Origin of the sequence: Clostridium sartagoforme, from assembly GCF_039521405.1 — a bacterium.
In the GTDB taxonomy this organism is placed as follows: domain Bacteria; phylum Bacillota; class Clostridia; order Clostridiales; family Clostridiaceae; genus Clostridium; species Clostridium sartagoforme.
On record NZ_BAAACH010000008.1, the window covers coordinates 82,454 to 99,201 of the forward strand.

Sequence of the window (16,748 nt, forward strand, 5' to 3'; positions counted from 1 at the left end):
AGTAATGCCCTTATTTATTTAAAGTATTTTAGTTTATTTTAATGCTTTAAATTCTTAGAAAACTGTACCATGATTGATTGAACCTCTTCAACATTTTCTGGTTTCAATAAAGCAATCATTGTAGGAATAAATTTTGAAATATAATCATGTGTAAAAGTACCTTCAGATTGTTTTTTGAAACTTTCAGCTAGTAATGCTTTGGCTTCTTCAACTTTATTTTCTTGTACTCTTTCTAAAATAAAAGTAAAAAATTGTTCTTGTCCTTGATTCATTCCTTTACCTCCTAGTAAATGAACTATATTCATTTAATCTTTAAATAACAAAAGTTTATCGTAATGATTATATTATACCTTGTAATTCTATGTCAAACAGTAAAAATATTAATCTAAATAGAAAAAAGAATTAAGAAATAAAATAGGTAATTAAACTAGGAATTAGAAACTTGTAATAAAGCTAAGTAAAAGATTATCTACATTTGTATATGTATAAACTAAAGTAATTTTATAAGTTGATAGATAATTCTAATAGGAATATAATAAAAGTAGTATATACAATAGAAAACATCCAAAGTAATATAATTAAGAGTAATAGTGTTATGGGGGAATTTATGACAAAGATTTTTGATATTAGAAATTTTACAAATTGGATAAAGTTATTTACTTATATTTCTGCCACAATTCTATTAATTGTTAATAACAATTTTCAAAGCTTGATATATATTATACCAACTATTGTGCTTGTATTTTTGGTTAATTACTCAAGAGATTATTTCATAGTTTCAAAGAATAAATCGATAGCCTATATAATAATAAGTATGACCTTTGAAATGATTCTTATATTATCAATAAGCTTTTTTGATAAAAATAATATCAATTTGCTTTTATTTTTTGTTTTTGTATCTTCAACGGTAATTATACATAAATTCATATATTCAATATTCTTAATCATTGTTTATTTAAGTTCTACATTTACTATATATATCGTAGAAAATGGATTTACTCAAGCTATGCAGTCCTTTTTGGCTATGATTTTTAACTATGGAGTTGCAATAGCTTTTGTGGTTGGTATGAGTTATTTAGTAAAGGTTCAAATTAGTGAAAAGGAAAAGCTAGCAAGAATGAATGAAGAGCTAGAAGAAACCTATAAGAAGCTTATAGAAAGTTCAGCAGCAGCGGAAAAACTTATAGTGGAAAAAGAAAGAACTCGAATGGCTAGAGAAATTCATGATACTCTTGCACATACCTTAACAACCTTGATTATCCAACTTGAAGCTTGCAAAAAACTAGCATCAAAAGCTCCTTATAGGCTTCCTGAAGAATTAGAAAAGGCACAGAAATTATCAAGAAGTGGATTTAATGATGTAAAACGAAGTATAAAAGCATTGAGACCTGAAGTAATGGAGGAAAAATCTTTTTTTTCATCTATTAATGCTATTATCAATGAAACAATGGAGAATACCAAGGCAAAAGTAACCTTAAACAATTTACTACCTAAAGAACTAAAATTAGAATCACAAATGGAGATTACATTATTTAGAGTTATACAAGAGAGTATTACAAATTCTATAAGACATGGACAAGCATCTGAAATTGAAATTAATATGGAAATAAAAGATAATATATTCAAATTAAGTATAAATGATAATGGAATTGGATGTTCAAATCTTAAAAAAGGATATGGAACTCAAGGAATTGAAGAAAGAGTTGAAAGTTTAAAAGGAACTGTAGAATTTTATAGTTCTAAAGGAAAAGGTTTTAAAACAAATGTATTAATTCCTTGTGAGGTGTTATAAAAAGTGAAAATTAAAGTAATGATTACAGATGATCAAAGATTGATGAGAGAAGGACTTAAAACCATACTTGACTTAGAAGATGATTTAACAGTGGTTCAGTTGTGTGAAAATGGAAAAGATACTTTAGAAAAACTACCTAGTGTAAGGCCAGATGTAATACTTATGGATATACGTATGCCGATTATGGATGGGGTGGAGTGTACTAGAATTATAAAACAGCAATATCCAGAGGTTAAGATATTGATTTTAACAACTTTTGATGATGATGAATTTATAATAGATGCCTTAAAAAATGGAGCAGTGGGTTATATTCTAAAAGATTTGTCTTCTGAAAAATTAGTATCATCTATTAGAGATGCTTATAAAGGAAACTCAATTATGCAACCAGAAATTGCAGCAAAGGTAATTTCTCATATTTCAGAATCTATAAATTATAGTGATTTCAAGTCTATGAATAAAGATAGTCAAGAAATCTCTATTATTTCGAAAGAAGTAAATACTAAATTAAAGCTTACCAATAGAGAAAGAGAAATACTTAATTTAGTGGGAGAAGGCATGTCAAATACAGAAATAGCTAAAAAGCTGTATATTTCAGTTGGTACGGTTAAGAATTATATAAGTAACCTTTATAGCAAGTTGGAAGTGGAGGATAGAAGTAAATTGACTTTATATGCTATTAAAGAGAATTCAAGCAATTAAATATATGATTCAAGTCATATATTATTATGACTTAAGTTGTTACTTCAGACAGATGTGTAAAAGACTTCCATGGAATACAATTAATATATAATAAATTGTAAGTTTGTGGAGGTTCACTATGTTAACTATTTTAGAAATCCTTATAATAGTATTAAATATTCCTATGCTCTTATGGCCATTAATGACCAGTAAGAAAATACCTAGAGTTATTGATTTTACTCCTTTGGCAGCTGTAGGTGTTCTTATACTTCACCTTTTCATTGATAAGAATACTATAGTAACAAGATTTATTCCACTTTATATATTCACAATAATAATGTTTCTAATTTCAATTCCAAGAATTTTTAGACGCAATCATAAGGAGCCAAAACATGGGTTGTTAGCTGGTATTCGTCGAGTATTTCAGTTATTTTTATTAGCAGTGTGTGTATTTATTCCAACAGTTGTATTACCTTTTCATTCACTTCCAGAACCAACAGGTAACTTCGATGTAGGTACTGTGGTTGTAGATTTTATAGATGATAATCGTATAGAAACACTTTCTAAAACAAGTGGTAATCGTAAAATTGCAGTTCAGTTTTGGTATCCTTCAGATAGAGAAGGAAAAGTTGTTAAGTATGATATGGAAGGTGCTCAAATTTCTAATGCACAGAAAGAGTATCCTTTAGTTATATTCTCTCATGGTGCTTTTGGTATGCGTATGAGTAATGCGTCAACTTGTAGAGAATTAGCTAGTCATGGATATGTTGTAGCTAGTATTGATCATACTTATCAAGCTTTCTATACTTCATTTGCAGATGGTAAATCAGCAATTGTAAATAATGAGTTTTTAAATGAAGCAATAGGAGTTCAGTTAGATGATATAAAAGGACAAGAGGCTTTTGATATTACTCATTCATGGCTAGATTTAAGAACCAAGGATATTGAACTTGTAATTAATAGTATAAAAGTAGGAAATCTGGGAACATCAGGTGAAGTTTTAAAGGGACATATGGATTTAAATAACATTGGACTTTTTGGACATTCTCTTGGAGGAGCTGCATCAGCTGAGGTTGCAAGAAATCGAGAAGATGTAAAGGCTGCTATTGTTATTGATGGAACTATGATAGGAGACATTAAAGGATTAAATAGTGATAATAGTGAAATAATCACAGAAGAAGACTTTAATAAACCTCTTATGTTAATGTATGGGGCTTTATTTCAAGAGAATGAAGGTAAAAACGATGCTTACCTACCAAATATAAAAGCTTATAACAATTCTAAAAATGCTGCATATTCACTATGTATAAAGGATTCTGGGCATTTAAATTTTACAGACCTTCCAAGAATATCACCATTTTTAGCTAAAAAGCTTGGAGTTGGAGAAATAGATTCCTTTGAATGTATAAAAATAGTTAACGATTATTCCTTAGCTTTCTTTGATAAGCATATTAAGAATCAAGAAAATTCATTATTAGAAGATAATATTTCTAATCTTCAAATTGAATTTAGTAGAAAAGTTCCTAAGATAGATGAAGATTAAGAAATTTAAGGTAGATTTACGCAAAAGTTAGAATCTGCCTTTATTTTTTTTATGATATGAATAATCGACATTTATGAATTATTTAAAAGATATCAAATAAACTAAATTTATATTACAAATATTAGAATAAATAAATGCAATAGTAAGAATAAACCTTTAATAAAAAAAGGTCCTAGAAGGTAATAAAAGTTAAGAAGTAAATTAATTAAATATGAAAGTAATTTTAATGTGTATGGTTACTGAATCCTTCTTAAGGATTTATCACAGGACCTTTATATGAGCCATATAAGTTCACTGACTGGGTATCTCCAGGTTGAATTTCAGGTACTACCGCAATTTGATAGGTTTTATTTATAGGTAAACTATTGGCGTTCGATGAATTAATATAAACATCAGACGTATAGTAATAGTCTTTTTGTCCAGTTAGAGCCCTTGTGACTTCAACTTCTATAATTATATTATATACTGAATAAGGGGCTACATTTCCAGTAACATCAACATCTACAATAGTACCAGAATTTGGGCTTGGAGTAGGTGGAACTGGTGGTGGATTAGGTCTACAACAAATATCTTTGCAAATTTTAGCAAACATTTCTTCAAGTTCGTCCTTGCATATTTTAAGACATTCTTCATTACAATTTTTAGTGTTATGATCTCTACAGATAGTTTTATTATATCTGATATCACCAAGATGCTCATAGTGAACTTTCAGAAATGGAATTAGATAAGTATCATGATTTTTTACTGAGCCAAAATTTACAATAGTACCAGTACTCCTTCCATAGATAATAATCCCCTTATTACTTGGCCTATTTTTTATCCACGCAGAAACTATATTAGTGACATTTATTGTCACGGCAACTTTAGATGTTAGTGGGTAAAAATTTATTATTGAATAGTGATCATAATTTGGAGCATTGTTGTATGTTGTATATGTGCTGAAGTAATCTCTCAGCGGACTTATTGATAGTTTTTGATCAATATTATTAAAAAATTGATCAGTTTTAAAAAGTACAAGCTCAGCACTAGATATAACAATATCAGAAGGTAGAGATGAAACATCAAAAAATAAATAGCTATAGTAAGTATTTTTATTATCAAATCCTATTGTTATTGTGCCCTCATTTAAGCTTTTATCTGGATATTTACTTGTAACAGTAAGACTCTTTGCTGCTGGAATAATTATATTTGCCATTTTACCACCTCATGATAGAGATATATATAAGAAGAAAATGAGTTCCAATAATTTATTTATTACATGGTATTTTATTGAAACTCACTTTAAAATTCTTTATACCTTAGTTTCTTTAAATGAAGCCTTTAATATTTTATTCTTATTGAAGGTCTACTTCACCTATAATAGCACCGAAGGAAGTAAAGGTAACTGCATCAGAAGCAGAAATCACAGGAACAGCTGCGATTGTTATACTTTCACTAACAGCACTTGGTGAGGAGGTTGAATTAACGTATTCCTTTGTTAGATAAAAATATTCAAATCCAGATTCAAATCTAGAAACTGTTATTTGCATAACTTCTACAAATGCAGTATTAGCTGGAACTGTACCAAGGATACTAACATATCTACCAGATGCAGTTTGAGGACTATCAAAGTTAGCATTAAATGCCATTGCAAATCATCTCCATAGTTTTATTTTGAATAATTAGTACTCTATCATAAGATATGATAGAGTACTAATGAATGTGATATAAATATTAAGTAATGTTGAAATAACTTAAGATTTTTTTTGCAGAAGAATTGAATTCATTATAGACAGCGAAGTAACATCTATTTTTTCATTTACTTTAATAGATTTAATAAACTCTTTATAGGAAAAATCCAAATAGCCATATTTATAATATAACTTACCTAAATTTAAAGATATGCTATCATCACTAATGTGATTAAGTAGCTTTAGGGCCTTATTAAATTCATCAAAGCAGTTTCCTCTTAAAAGAACTTCCAGAAGATTAAATATAGATTGCAATAGGCTCTTGGAGGTAACAGTATCTTCTAAAATAGTATCTGAATTTCCTTTAATCAATGATATAAAGCTATTATATATGATAATTTCTTCTGGCTCATTAAAGTTTTTAGCAACACTAATTAAATTATCAACATCTTGATATCTTTCTGTAAATAGAGAACACAAGATACAACAGTATACTGAAGTATTTAAATATTCTTCATCAGTTACTTTATTGAGATTTTCTAAAGCAGCTGTATAATTTTTTAGGTAGTACAAATAAATACCTTTATAAAAAGAAATTTTTTGAGTATTTTCTGTAGACTCCTCTATATTGTTAATATAATCATAAGCTATGTCAAACTTATTTTGTATAGAAAAGACTTTTGATAGTAAAAAGGTAGTGTCCTCATCTATAGTATCAAAGTAGCTTTCTAATTGACTTTGTATTTGCTTAATATCAGTATTGTTTTTAAATAATATTTCAGAAATTTTAAAAAGAGCATCTGTTAATTTACAATTTATTTTAAGGGTTGTATTTAAATAATCATAAGCATCATCATAGGCACCAATATTATATGCAATAATTCCTAGCAGATAATATGATTTATAGGTAGAAATACCTGAAATTTCTCTTAGAAGCACTGGGGATTCTCCCATAGATATACACTTTTTAGCAGACTCAATAGCTGATAGATATTTTCGCTTTTTATAAAATATATTTGCTTTACAGAATTCGTATTCAGTACAGGCAGGATAATATTTTTGTCCGATTTCAATTAATTTTAAACATTCATCAAGATTGTTTAAAGTTTCGTGGCATGAAATCATTTTTAAAATTAATTTTGATCCAAAGCCAGCTGTAGGAGTAAAATTCTTGTATGCTTTATTTAAATACTTTAAGGCTTCAGAATAGTCTCCTTTAGCAGAATACTCAACTCCCATATTATAAAGCATAAACGCATTATTTGGATCATTCTTAAGCATCTTTTCAATTATAGCCATATTTCTTTTTCTTTTATTTTTTTTTATAATAGTCTCGTTAAGATACCCATAGTGATAAAATCTTATATCAACTAACCCTAAGAAAACTTGTTTTTTTTCATCCTCACTTCCAGGTGTAATTTGTTCATGGATGTCACCAATAAATTTATAGCCTTTACCATTTCTTATAAATCTAATATTCAAATTAGAATATATATTATAATTTTTTAAATCTCCAGAGTAGCTAAGCGTTTCTCCAAAATAAGCATTTAACTTATTTTCTTCATTATTAATGAGTAAAGCTACTTTATCTTTATCTTCCTTTACTAATTCATCATCAGCATCCATAATTAGGATCCAATCTTTTGAAGCTTTGCTTAAAGAATAATTTCTAGCATTTGCAAAACTATTATCCCATTTATAAAAAAATATTTTTGCACCATAACTTTCAGCTATTTCAACTGTACTATCTGTAGAACCAGTATCAACTAATATAATTTCATCTACGATGTCTTTAACACTTTCGAGACAACGAGACAATGTATTTTCTTCATTTTTTACAATCATACATAAACTTAATGACATGTTACCAATCTCCTTGTAAATAAGTGAATAGATTTTAAATAGTATATAGTAATATATGATTAAATTAGTCTATTGTGCTCAATAATTGTAACAAAAGAAGGTTTTGAGTATATTATAGCTATTAGAAAATTTAAAGGTATAAAGGAGAGCAAAGATGCCTACAAGTTGGTACCAAGCAATTTCTAGTATTTTAGATCAGATACAGAGTGAAAATCCTAGGTCAATTTTAGATATAGGAGTAGGATTTGGAAAGTATGGTTTAATGGTGAGGGAAATACTTGATTTGCCTTTTGAAAGATATAATAAGGATCAATGGTTAATAAACATTGAAGGTATAGAAGCTTTTGAAAAATATAAAAATCCTATACATGACTATGTGTACAATAAGATATATTATGGAGATGCTAGGGAGGTAATAAAGAATCTTCCAAAGTATGATTGTATATTACTTATAGATGTATTGGAGCATTTTGAAAAAGAAGATGGGAAAAAATTTATTAAGGAACTTATGAATCATGTTAATAAGTCATTAATAATATCTACACCAAGATATCCAGCAAAGCAAGAAGAGTATTTAGGTAATAAATATGAAGAACATAAGAGTAAGTGGTCTATTATAGACTTTATAAATTATGATTTTTCTTATAAAGAAGTTCAAATTGGATATAACTTTGCAGAATTATTTCAAATTTTCCCGAAAGAAAATATAAATAAACAATTTAATAATATTATTAATATAGATAAAAGCAATATAGATAAAAAGAAACTATCTATAGGATATATACTTCCTCATAAGAATTTAACTGGTGGACTGAAGATGCTTTTGTCACAGATGAAAGAATTAAGGAAAAGAGGACATAAAATAGTTGGATTTATTAAAGGAAAAGAGGGAGATACTGTTATTCCAGAGTGGTTTGATACAAAAATAGATCAAGAGGTAATAGTTCCTTTAGATAAATCTTATATAGAATATATAGATCAATGTGATGTTGTAGTATGTGGATTTTTTAATCAAATTTATGAGTTGAAGGATAGTAAAATACCAGTAGTTTACTGTGAACAGGGAAGCGAATTCATTTTTGGTGATTACGGGGATTTATCATCTAAACACCCCTATAGAGAAGAACTATTAAAAATTTATAGGTGTAATTTTAACTTAGCTAGCGTATCGGAAACTATAAGTAAAGTATTAAAAGCGAGATTTAATAGAGAATCATATATAATACCTAATTTTATAGATATTGATTTATATTATACTGAATCACACCAGTTTAATAACTCTATCCTATTAGTAGGAAACCCTGGTTTAAAATTTAAAGGTTTTAATACAGCAGTTCAAACATTACAAAAGGTTTGGGATATGGGGTATAGGTTTAGTGTAAATTGGATATGTCAGGTAATTCCACAAATAAAAGGCATTAACTTTCCAATTAATTTTATAGAGAAGCCATCTCAAAAAGATTTAGCAGAGTATTATAGAAAATCAGATTTATTTTTATTTACTTCAGTATATGAAGGGTTTGGTATGCCTCCATTAGAGGCTATGGCATCTGGAGTTCCTGTAATAACAACTAACTGCGGAGGAATAAATGAATTTATTACTAATGGATATAATGGTTTAGTTTCAGATGTATATGACTCAGACTCATTATCTTCTTTAGTAATTTCTGTATTAACTAATAAGGAATTAAGAGAATCATTAAGCAAAAGAGGAAGAGAAACTGCACTAAACTTCAATATAGATAATAGTATTAGTAAATTAGAAGAGTATTTATTAAGTATAGTTAGTGAAAGTAAAGAAAAGCAGATACAGTCAGAAGGTTAAGTTTATTTAAGAGAGTATAGTTTTCTTAAGTAAGATGAAATATCAACATTAATAATGTATAAGATAAATTTATATTATATTAAAGAAAGTAGAACCTTCAGATTATTGAGGTTCTATTTTTTCTTATAATAGAAAAATGAGAATTTCATTAATATCTGAGAAATTAATGTTTGTTTTATAAGTGTAATATTATGTTAATAAATGTAATATATGTTATAATTAACATTAGGAATATTATAAAAAAAGGGGAGAGAGGATTATGGCTAAAGTTTCTTTATTTTTTGGAGCTGGTGCTGAATGTTCTTATGGGCTACCATCGGGTGGAAAATTTGCACTTGATATTTTTAGAATGAATACTAGTGATGATAAGATAAATTTAAAAGAACAATTAAATAATGTTGATAAGCAATCAAATTATGCAAGGTGGCTACCAGAAGGCTTTGATAATAAAAAACTAACGGCTTTTACAAAGACACAATATGAATCAATAGTAAAAGGGAGTTTAGAAAACAAAAGAAATAATATTTTGGATTACTTAAATAACTTTGATGAAAATGTTAACTTAATATCACAAAGGTTGCATGATAATGGACTTGATATTGATAAGGTGTTTTTAGATATAACAGGTTTGGAATTAGGAGCTTATAATTATTCTCATATAATAAAATTAAATCCATTATTGGGAGGAGATAATGCAATCTTTGGAAGTAATTATTTTTCGGCATTTTTAAAACTTTTAGAAATAGAAGAAGTAAGTTATCAATTTAAGATAAATATAAGAAATATAACAAGAGCAATACTTGAATTATTAATAGGATCATTAGGTGAAGATTTAATACATAGATTAAATGATGGAATTTTTTATGATAGTCCAGAAAGTATAGATTTATTTGATGATCTTGGAGCAATATTTACATTAGACTATAGCAATACAGGTATGAAAGGCTTAGAGCTATTAATAGAAAATGAAGACTTAAATATAGAAGAAATATATAGTAATGAAGAGAAAATAACTAAATTTGGATTGCAAATATTAGAAGATATATATTCAAGAGCATTAGATTATCAAATGTTAATTGATTCTAATTGGAGGTATATTTACAGTCCAAAAACTGATTGGGGAAAATTCAATAAAATAGTTATATTTTTATATACAGTAAAGAGATATATAGAATCAATAGCTAAAAGTAATACAGAAAAAATAAAAGAAGGTAATGGATATTATCATGATGTTTTATATTTAAAAGAGTTTGTAGATATAAATGCAATAGGAACAACAAACTACAATTCATTTATAGAAGATATAACTAAGGAAGAGGTTTATTACTTAAATGGATGTATAAATGATTACTATGATCCATATTTAAATAAAATAATATCCTTCGATGAAAATAAAAGCAAAGGACATATAATAGTACCTTTTTTATTTACCCAAAGTGGCATAAAACCATTAACATCAGTTAAGATGTCTAAAAGGTATGTAGATATGTTTAATAAATTTAAAGAATCAGATATTATTTGTGTGTGTGGGTTTGCCTTTAATTGTGACGACGGACATATAAATGGTTTATTTAGAGAATTAATAGAAGATTACAATAAAACCATATATATATTACATTATGTAGATGGAAGTCGATTTAATGTAAGAAAATCAATTAATGAATATAAAGAAAAGTTGAGACTAGATAATACTTCAAACTTAAGAATTATAGCTGTAGATAAGAATAGAAATGAAATTGGTAGCGGGGAGAAATGGTTTGAGGTATTGGTTAGTGAGGGAGACTTGGAATAACTTACGTTGAACCGTACCATAAGTAAGTGAATACTTTTGATAAATGGGTCACTGGTATTTATAGTTAGTTTACAAAATTATTGAATATTAAATTTTAGGTCTTCTAAAAAACGGTCAGTAGGTTTAAAATAAAACTAATCTACTGACCGTTTTGGTCTATAAAGGAGCATATTAGGAAAGCTTTGAAGAGATAAAGCTTGAGCTAGATAAAAGGAAAAAAATAATGTTGCAAACTGGGGAAGAGGAGATATTAAAGATTATCGATTATAATAAATTTAGGAATCCAAGTGATGTAAAGATACTGCTTGATATAGTTCTTTCTGCGGCAGAAGGTTGCATGGAGGACTAGAAGATTTGGATATTTCTAAAGTGAAGCAGAAGGTAAGTGAGTTTAAGTATATGATGGATTCTTTGAAAAAATATTATTACAAGGAAGAATTTGTGATTAAACTATAAGGAGGAGTTAATTATGGAGGATAAATTCAGACTTTTGGCATTTCAAAATTTGAATTGTGAGATTCATTACTGGTATAGAAAGGGAACAACAAATAAATGGGTATTATTTTTTCATGGAGCAGGTGTTAATCATGAAATGTTCAATGAACAATTTAAGGCATTTGATGATACTTATAATTTAATTGCATGGGATTCTCGAGGACACGGTTTATCTAAATTGGAGCAAGGGAAAAAATTTCAGTTTAAAGATATGATTAGCGACTGCAAAAAATTATATGAAATTTATAATATTGATAAAGCGATTCTTATAGGTCAATCAATGGGAGGAAATCTGGTTCAGGAAATATCTTATTATTATCCAGAACTAGTAGAGAAATCAGTGCTGATTGACTGTACAAAAAACACAGGTAAGCTTACATTTATGGAAAAGTGTTCACTGAAATGCACTAAGTTTATATTTAACTGCTATCCATGGAAGTTACTAATAAAACAGAGCGCGAATGCTTGTGGAAACAAAGATAGTGTAAAGAAATACGTTAGAGATTGCTTTGAAAGGATAGATAAAAAAATCTTTATTGATATTATAACAGATTTAATAGGATGCCTTCACTATGACCCGGAATTTAAGTTTAAAAAACCTGTATTGTTACTTTGTGGTTCAGATGACAAAACAGGTAATATTAAAAAAATTGCTGAGGCATGGGCAAAAGATGATAGTAATTGTACATTTTATTTTATTAATCATGCAGGTCATAACTCAAATCAAGATAATCCAGATATGGTTAACAAGTTGATCATTGACTTTATAAATAATTAGTTATATTAGGGTTACAGTTGTTTACTTATATTTAAACAAATTTAACAAGAACTAAATAAAACTCTCCACTATATCACCATACTTTGTATAAGTGTTATTATAATAACATGGAGGTGCAAATAGTATGGATAATATATATAAAACAGCAGAAGTAGCTAAAAAGGTTGGAGTACATTCAAACACTGTACGTTTGTACGAGAAGCTTAAATTAATACCAGAGGCAAGTAGATTACCAAATGGTTATAGATTATTTACTGACTATCATATAGAGCAGTTTAATCTTGCTAGAACTGCCTTTAAAGTAGAGATTCTGCAAAATGGACTTAGAAAAAAGATAATAAATATTGTTAAGTTATCTGCAAGGGGAGAGTTTCTAGAAGCAATTAGTTGTACAAATGACTACATTAATCAAATAAAACAAGAGCAAAAAAATGCAGAAGAAGCTATAGAACTTTCAAGGAAGCTTTTATTAGGTATAGATGCTAAGGATAATGATATAATCTTCTCAAGAAAGCAAACTGCAGATTATCTACAAGTAACAATGGATACATTAAGAAATTGGGAGATGAATTGTTTGCTTACAGTTAAGAGAAAGCAGAATGGATATCGAGTTTATACTGAAAGTGATATTAATAGATTAAAGATAATACGAACATTACGTTGTGCTAACTATTCTCTTTCAGCAATTTTAAGAATGATGAATGCATTATCAGAAAGTAAGGATATTGATATTAGAGAGGTGATCAATAAACCACAAAAGGGTGAGGATATTATTACATCATGTGACAAACTTCTTACTTCTTTAAGTGATGCAGAAAAAAATGCTTATAGCATATTGAAACAATTAGAATATATGAAAAATGAATTCAATATAAACTCTACACTTTAACACCAGACTTTGTGCTGGTGTTATTATTTTGTCAAAAGGAGGTAATAACATATGGAAGTAATAAAAGTTCAAAATCTTTATAAATCATATAGTTATGTTCAAGTAGTGAAAGATGTTAGTTTAACAGTTAAGAGAGGTGAGGTATTTGGATTACTTGGGGCTAACGGCGCAGGAAAGAGTACTATCATAGAATGTATTTTAGGTACAAAGAATTTTGAGAGGGGACAGGTATCTATCCTAGGGATTGATCCTAAAAAAGAAAGAAAACAGCTATTTCAGAAGGTTGGGGTACAGTTTCAAGAATCTAATTATCAGGATAGGATTACAGTGAAGGAGTTGTGTGAAATAACAAAAGTTCTTTATAAGAATCCATTAGATTACAGTAAGTTATTAGAAGAATTTAATCTTAAGGGTAAAGCTAAAAATTTAATAAGTGAACTATCTGGAGGTGAAAAACAAAGGTTATTTATTATATTAGCATTAATTCCTAATCCAGAGGTAGTATTTTTAGATGAGCTTACAACAGGATTAGATGCAAGAGCTAGAAGGGATGTGTGGAAGTGTTTATTAAATTTAAAGAGGCAAGGACTCACAATACTTTTAACATCTCATTTCATAGATGAAGTTGAAGTTCTGTGCGATAGAATATGTATTTTAAAAAATGGCGAAATACACTTTTCTGGAACAATTGAAGAAGCGGTGAAGCTAAGTCCATATGAAAAATTTGAGGATGCTTATTTATGGTTTGTAGATGAGGAGGAATTTAATGATGGAAATATTTAAAACAATGCTAAAGACAGAACTAAAACTATCACTAAGAGGTATGGATATGTTCATTTTTGCAATCTGTATGCCAGTAGTAGCAACTATTATTTTAGGAGTTATTTATGGAGATAAACCTGCATTTCCTGGAGCAGATTTTACATTTATGGAACAATCCTTTGCAGCTGTATCAACAATTGCAATATGTGCAGGTGGTGTTATGGGGTTGCCATTAGTATTATCTGAGTATCGTCACAGAAAAATATTAAAAAGATTTAGGGTAACGCCAGTTAGTCCATCTATGATTTTAGCAGTGGAAGGAGTAGTATATGCCTTATACGCTATTGTTTCATTAGCACTTGTTTATTTAACAGCAAAAGTATTTTTCAAGTTTGAACTTAGAGGTTCATGGATAAATTTTCTAGGAGCATATTTATTGGTAATGATATCAATATTCAGTATTGGATTTATGGTTGGTGGAATAGCAAGAAATACTAAAATAGCAGGTGTCATTGCAAGTATTTTATATTTTCCTATGCTTATATTTTCAGGAGCAACATTACCATATGAGGTTATGCCAATAGCACTTCAGAAAGTATCAGATATCTTACCATTAACTCAAGGGATAAAGCTTTTAAAAAGTGCATCACTTAATTTAAGTATCGATAATGCAATGCTTCCAATTTTAGTTATAAGTATACTTGCTGTGATATGTATTGGAGTATCTATTAAATTTTTTAGGTGGGAGTAATTTAAACAAGTTTCAAAATCTTTGATTTATTTTGCAAAGCAAAATTAAGAATGAAAAATGAAGAGTGCTGATTGTATGATTAAACATAGGACTTCAATATGTATTTTATAAGTGTAATATTATGTTAATAAATGAAATATATGCTATAATTAAAGTGAAGGATATTATAAAGTTGATAAGCAATGAAATTATGCAAGATGGTTACCATAAGGCTTTGATAATAAAAAACTAACTGCTTTCACAAAGACACAATATCAATCAATAGTAAAAGGCAGTTTAGAAAATAAAAGAAACAATATATTAGAGTACTTAAATAATTTAGATGAAAATGTTAACTTAATATAACAGAGATTGTATGATAATGAACTTGATATAGATAGAGTATTTTTAAATATAACAGGTTTAGAATTAGGTTCTATAATTAGTTTAATGAAATAAAGTCAAATCCAGTACTAGCAGGAAATAACTCACTTGATGAAAACAAAAAGGAGGGGAAGTGCTTAAATGGAAGATATCAAAATCGGATCATCTTTATCTTTCTGAGGTTATAATTGGCGTGTGCTTTACATAGAAGACAATGCTGCGTTAATTATAACGGAAGATATTATAGAACAACGGCCTTACCATGATGATTATAAAGATATAAAATGGGCTGAATGTGGATTAAGAAAATATCTTAATGGTGAATTTTATGACAAATTCAATGATACTGATAAATCAAGAATAATTGAAGTAACAAATAAAAATTTAGATAATCCATGGTATGGCACAAAGGGCGGAGACGATACGAAAGACAGTATATTTTTATTAGGCATTGAAGATGTAGTATGCAGATATTTTGGAGATAGCAGCAAAAAACTGCAAAATCGGAGTAAAAAACAAAATTATTGGTTTCAAAGAAAAGACGAGAACAACAATAAGAGAATAGCAAAGTTTATGGATTATGATTATTGGTGGTGGCTTCGGTCGCCTGGCCGTATTAATCGTGTTGCTGCATATGTTCATGGTAACCCAGGTGGTTGTGTGGGGATTAATGGAAATAGTGTATTCTTTCGTAGTTTTGGAGCAGAACGAGATGGGGGTGTCCGTCCCGCTTTGTGGTTGAAGCGGGAATTGTAAATCTTAGGTCACTTTTAAAGTGATTTAACTATAATCACAACATAAAATAACTAAGTTTAAAGGAGAATTAAAATGAGTAAATATGAAAATGCGATGAAACTTATAGAAGAACGTTGTGGAAATGGCAAAGAGGAAGTTATCGCTCTTGCAACAATATCACTATCCTTAAACACTGTCGGTAATCCTCGTCCTGCTGTCCGTATGGTATGTGCTTATTATGAAGACTGCACTTTTTATGTTTCTACTGATGTAACAAAAAATAAGATGCTACAAATTGAGAAGAATAACGAGGTTTCCGTTGGTGGTTTAGGGTGGTATACTTTCCAGGGCACAGCTGAAAATCTCGGTTGGGTCAATGATGAGAAGAACAGAGAAATTAGAGCGAAATTTAAAAAAGTCTTTGATTGGTTCGATGAAGTTGGCGACGAAGATAATCCTAACTCAATCGTCTTGCGTATTTCTCTTACAGAGGGTACAATTATAGACAACGAAAAAAAATATGGTGAACATATTTATGAAATTGATTTCATAAATAAAACAGCGAAATAAACCCATAAAGAGTATGAGAAATTGATTATATATAAGCATAGTAAAGTTATCTTTACCTTGAATACGACCATCTGTAGATAGTTTAAAGGGCTATTTATAGGTGGTTGTATTTTTTATGATTGAAACTTTGAAAAAGCAAATAGAAAGATAAAACCAACTAAAATTTAGAATACTTTAAATATTGGATAGAAAAGAGAAAATAGTGCTAACCAACAGTAATTAATGTTGGTTAATAAAAAAAC

Annotated in this window: 16 protein-coding genes; 12 read left to right on the forward strand and 4 right to left on the reverse strand. The window is 28.5% G+C overall.

Features of this window, described 5'->3' with window-relative positions:
* Nucleotides 1-38 precede the first annotated feature (38 nt).
* Nucleotides 39-272 (reverse strand): hypothetical protein, encoded by a 234-nt coding sequence (locus tag ABDZ60_RS02645; RefSeq protein WP_047001471.1) that lies wholly within the window; start codon nt 270-272, stop codon nt 39-41.
* A gap of 335 nt (nt 273-607) precedes the next feature.
* Between ABDZ60_RS02645 and ABDZ60_RS02650 the strand changes: the two genes are divergently transcribed.
* The 3 genes from ABDZ60_RS02650 to ABDZ60_RS02660 all read left to right on the forward strand — a co-directional run bounded on the left by ABDZ60_RS02650 (nt 608) and on the right by ABDZ60_RS02660 (nt 4,013).
* Nucleotides 608-1,792: a sensor histidine kinase gene (locus tag ABDZ60_RS02650; RefSeq protein WP_343775726.1), complete on the forward strand. Its 1,185-nt coding sequence runs from the start codon at nt 608-610 to the stop codon at nt 1,790-1,792.
* Between the two features lie 3 nt (nt 1,793-1,795).
* Nucleotides 1,796-2,491, forward strand: coding sequence for a response regulator transcription factor (locus ABDZ60_RS02655; RefSeq protein WP_016206705.1), 696 nt, complete (start codon nt 1,796-1,798; stop codon nt 2,489-2,491).
* Nucleotides 2,492-2,609: 118 nt separating this feature from the next.
* Nucleotides 2,610-4,013, forward strand: coding sequence for an alpha/beta hydrolase family protein (locus tag ABDZ60_RS02660; protein WP_016206706.1), 1,404 nt, complete (start codon nt 2,610-2,612; stop codon nt 4,011-4,013).
* Between the two features lie 250 nt (nt 4,014-4,263).
* On the opposite strand, the gene ABDZ60_RS02665 is transcribed toward ABDZ60_RS02660, so the two are convergent.
* From ABDZ60_RS02665 to ABDZ60_RS02675, 3 genes are all read right to left on the reverse strand, one after another.
* The gene (locus ABDZ60_RS02665) at nt 4,264-5,208 is read right to left on the reverse strand and encodes a DNRLRE domain-containing protein (protein WP_343775731.1); all 945 of its coding nucleotides are present in this window, start codon (nt 5,206-5,208) and stop codon (nt 4,264-4,266) included.
* Between the two features lie 139 nt (nt 5,209-5,347).
* The gene (locus ABDZ60_RS02670) at nt 5,348-5,641 is read right to left on the reverse strand and encodes a hypothetical protein (protein ID WP_016206708.1); all 294 of its coding nucleotides are present in this window, start codon (nt 5,639-5,641) and stop codon (nt 5,348-5,350) included.
* Nucleotides 5,642-5,746: 105 nt separating this feature from the next.
* The gene (locus ABDZ60_RS02675) at nt 5,747-7,546 is read right to left on the reverse strand and encodes a tetratricopeptide repeat-containing glycosyltransferase family 2 protein (protein ID WP_343775734.1); all 1,800 of its coding nucleotides are present in this window, start codon (nt 7,544-7,546) and stop codon (nt 5,747-5,749) included.
* Nucleotides 7,547-7,700: 154 nt separating this feature from the next.
* On the opposite strand from ABDZ60_RS02675, the gene ABDZ60_RS02680 reads away from it, so the two are divergent.
* From ABDZ60_RS02680 to ABDZ60_RS02720, 9 genes are all read left to right on the forward strand, one after another.
* Nucleotides 7,701-9,371, forward strand: a complete 1,671-nt coding sequence (locus tag ABDZ60_RS02680) for a glycosyltransferase (RefSeq protein ID WP_343775737.1) — start codon at nt 7,701-7,703, stop codon at nt 9,369-9,371.
* Nucleotides 9,372-9,630: 259 nt separating this feature from the next.
* Nucleotides 9,631-11,163: a hypothetical protein gene (locus tag ABDZ60_RS02685; RefSeq protein WP_343775740.1), complete on the forward strand. Its 1,533-nt coding sequence runs from the start codon at nt 9,631-9,633 to the stop codon at nt 11,161-11,163.
* Nucleotides 11,164-11,386: 223 nt separating this feature from the next.
* On the forward strand, nt 11,387-11,512 hold the full coding sequence (locus ABDZ60_RS02690) for a hypothetical protein (RefSeq protein ID WP_343775742.1): 126 nt from the start codon (nt 11,387-11,389) through the stop codon (nt 11,510-11,512).
* Between the two features lie 120 nt (nt 11,513-11,632).
* Entirely contained in the window at nt 11,633-12,436 is an 804-nt protein-coding gene (locus tag ABDZ60_RS02695; RefSeq protein ID WP_343775745.1) for an alpha/beta fold hydrolase, read from the forward strand.
* Nucleotides 12,437-12,560: 124 nt separating this feature from the next.
* The gene (locus tag ABDZ60_RS02700; protein WP_343775748.1) at nt 12,561-13,325 is read left to right on the forward strand and encodes a MerR family transcriptional regulator; all 765 of its coding nucleotides are present in this window, start codon (nt 12,561-12,563) and stop codon (nt 13,323-13,325) included.
* Between the two features lie 51 nt (nt 13,326-13,376).
* Complete coding sequence (locus tag ABDZ60_RS02705) at nt 13,377-14,108, forward strand: ABC transporter ATP-binding protein (protein WP_343775751.1); 732 nt, start codon at nt 13,377-13,379, stop codon at nt 14,106-14,108.
* Entirely contained in the window at nt 14,095-14,838 is a 744-nt protein-coding gene (locus ABDZ60_RS02710) for an ABC transporter permease (protein WP_343775952.1), read from the forward strand. The genes ABDZ60_RS02705 and ABDZ60_RS02710 overlap by 14 nt, the downstream gene beginning before the upstream one ends.
* Before the next feature lie 558 nt (nt 14,839-15,396).
* A complete protein-coding gene (locus tag ABDZ60_RS02715; RefSeq protein WP_343775754.1) occupies nt 15,397-15,957 on the forward strand; it encodes a DUF6273 domain-containing protein in 561 nt (186 codons plus the stop codon).
* A 72-nt stretch (nt 15,958-16,029) separates the two neighbouring features.
* A complete protein-coding gene (locus ABDZ60_RS02720; RefSeq protein ID WP_343775757.1) occupies nt 16,030-16,506 on the forward strand; it encodes a pyridoxamine 5'-phosphate oxidase family protein in 477 nt (158 codons plus the stop codon).
* Nucleotides 16,507-16,748: the final 242 nt, after the last annotated feature.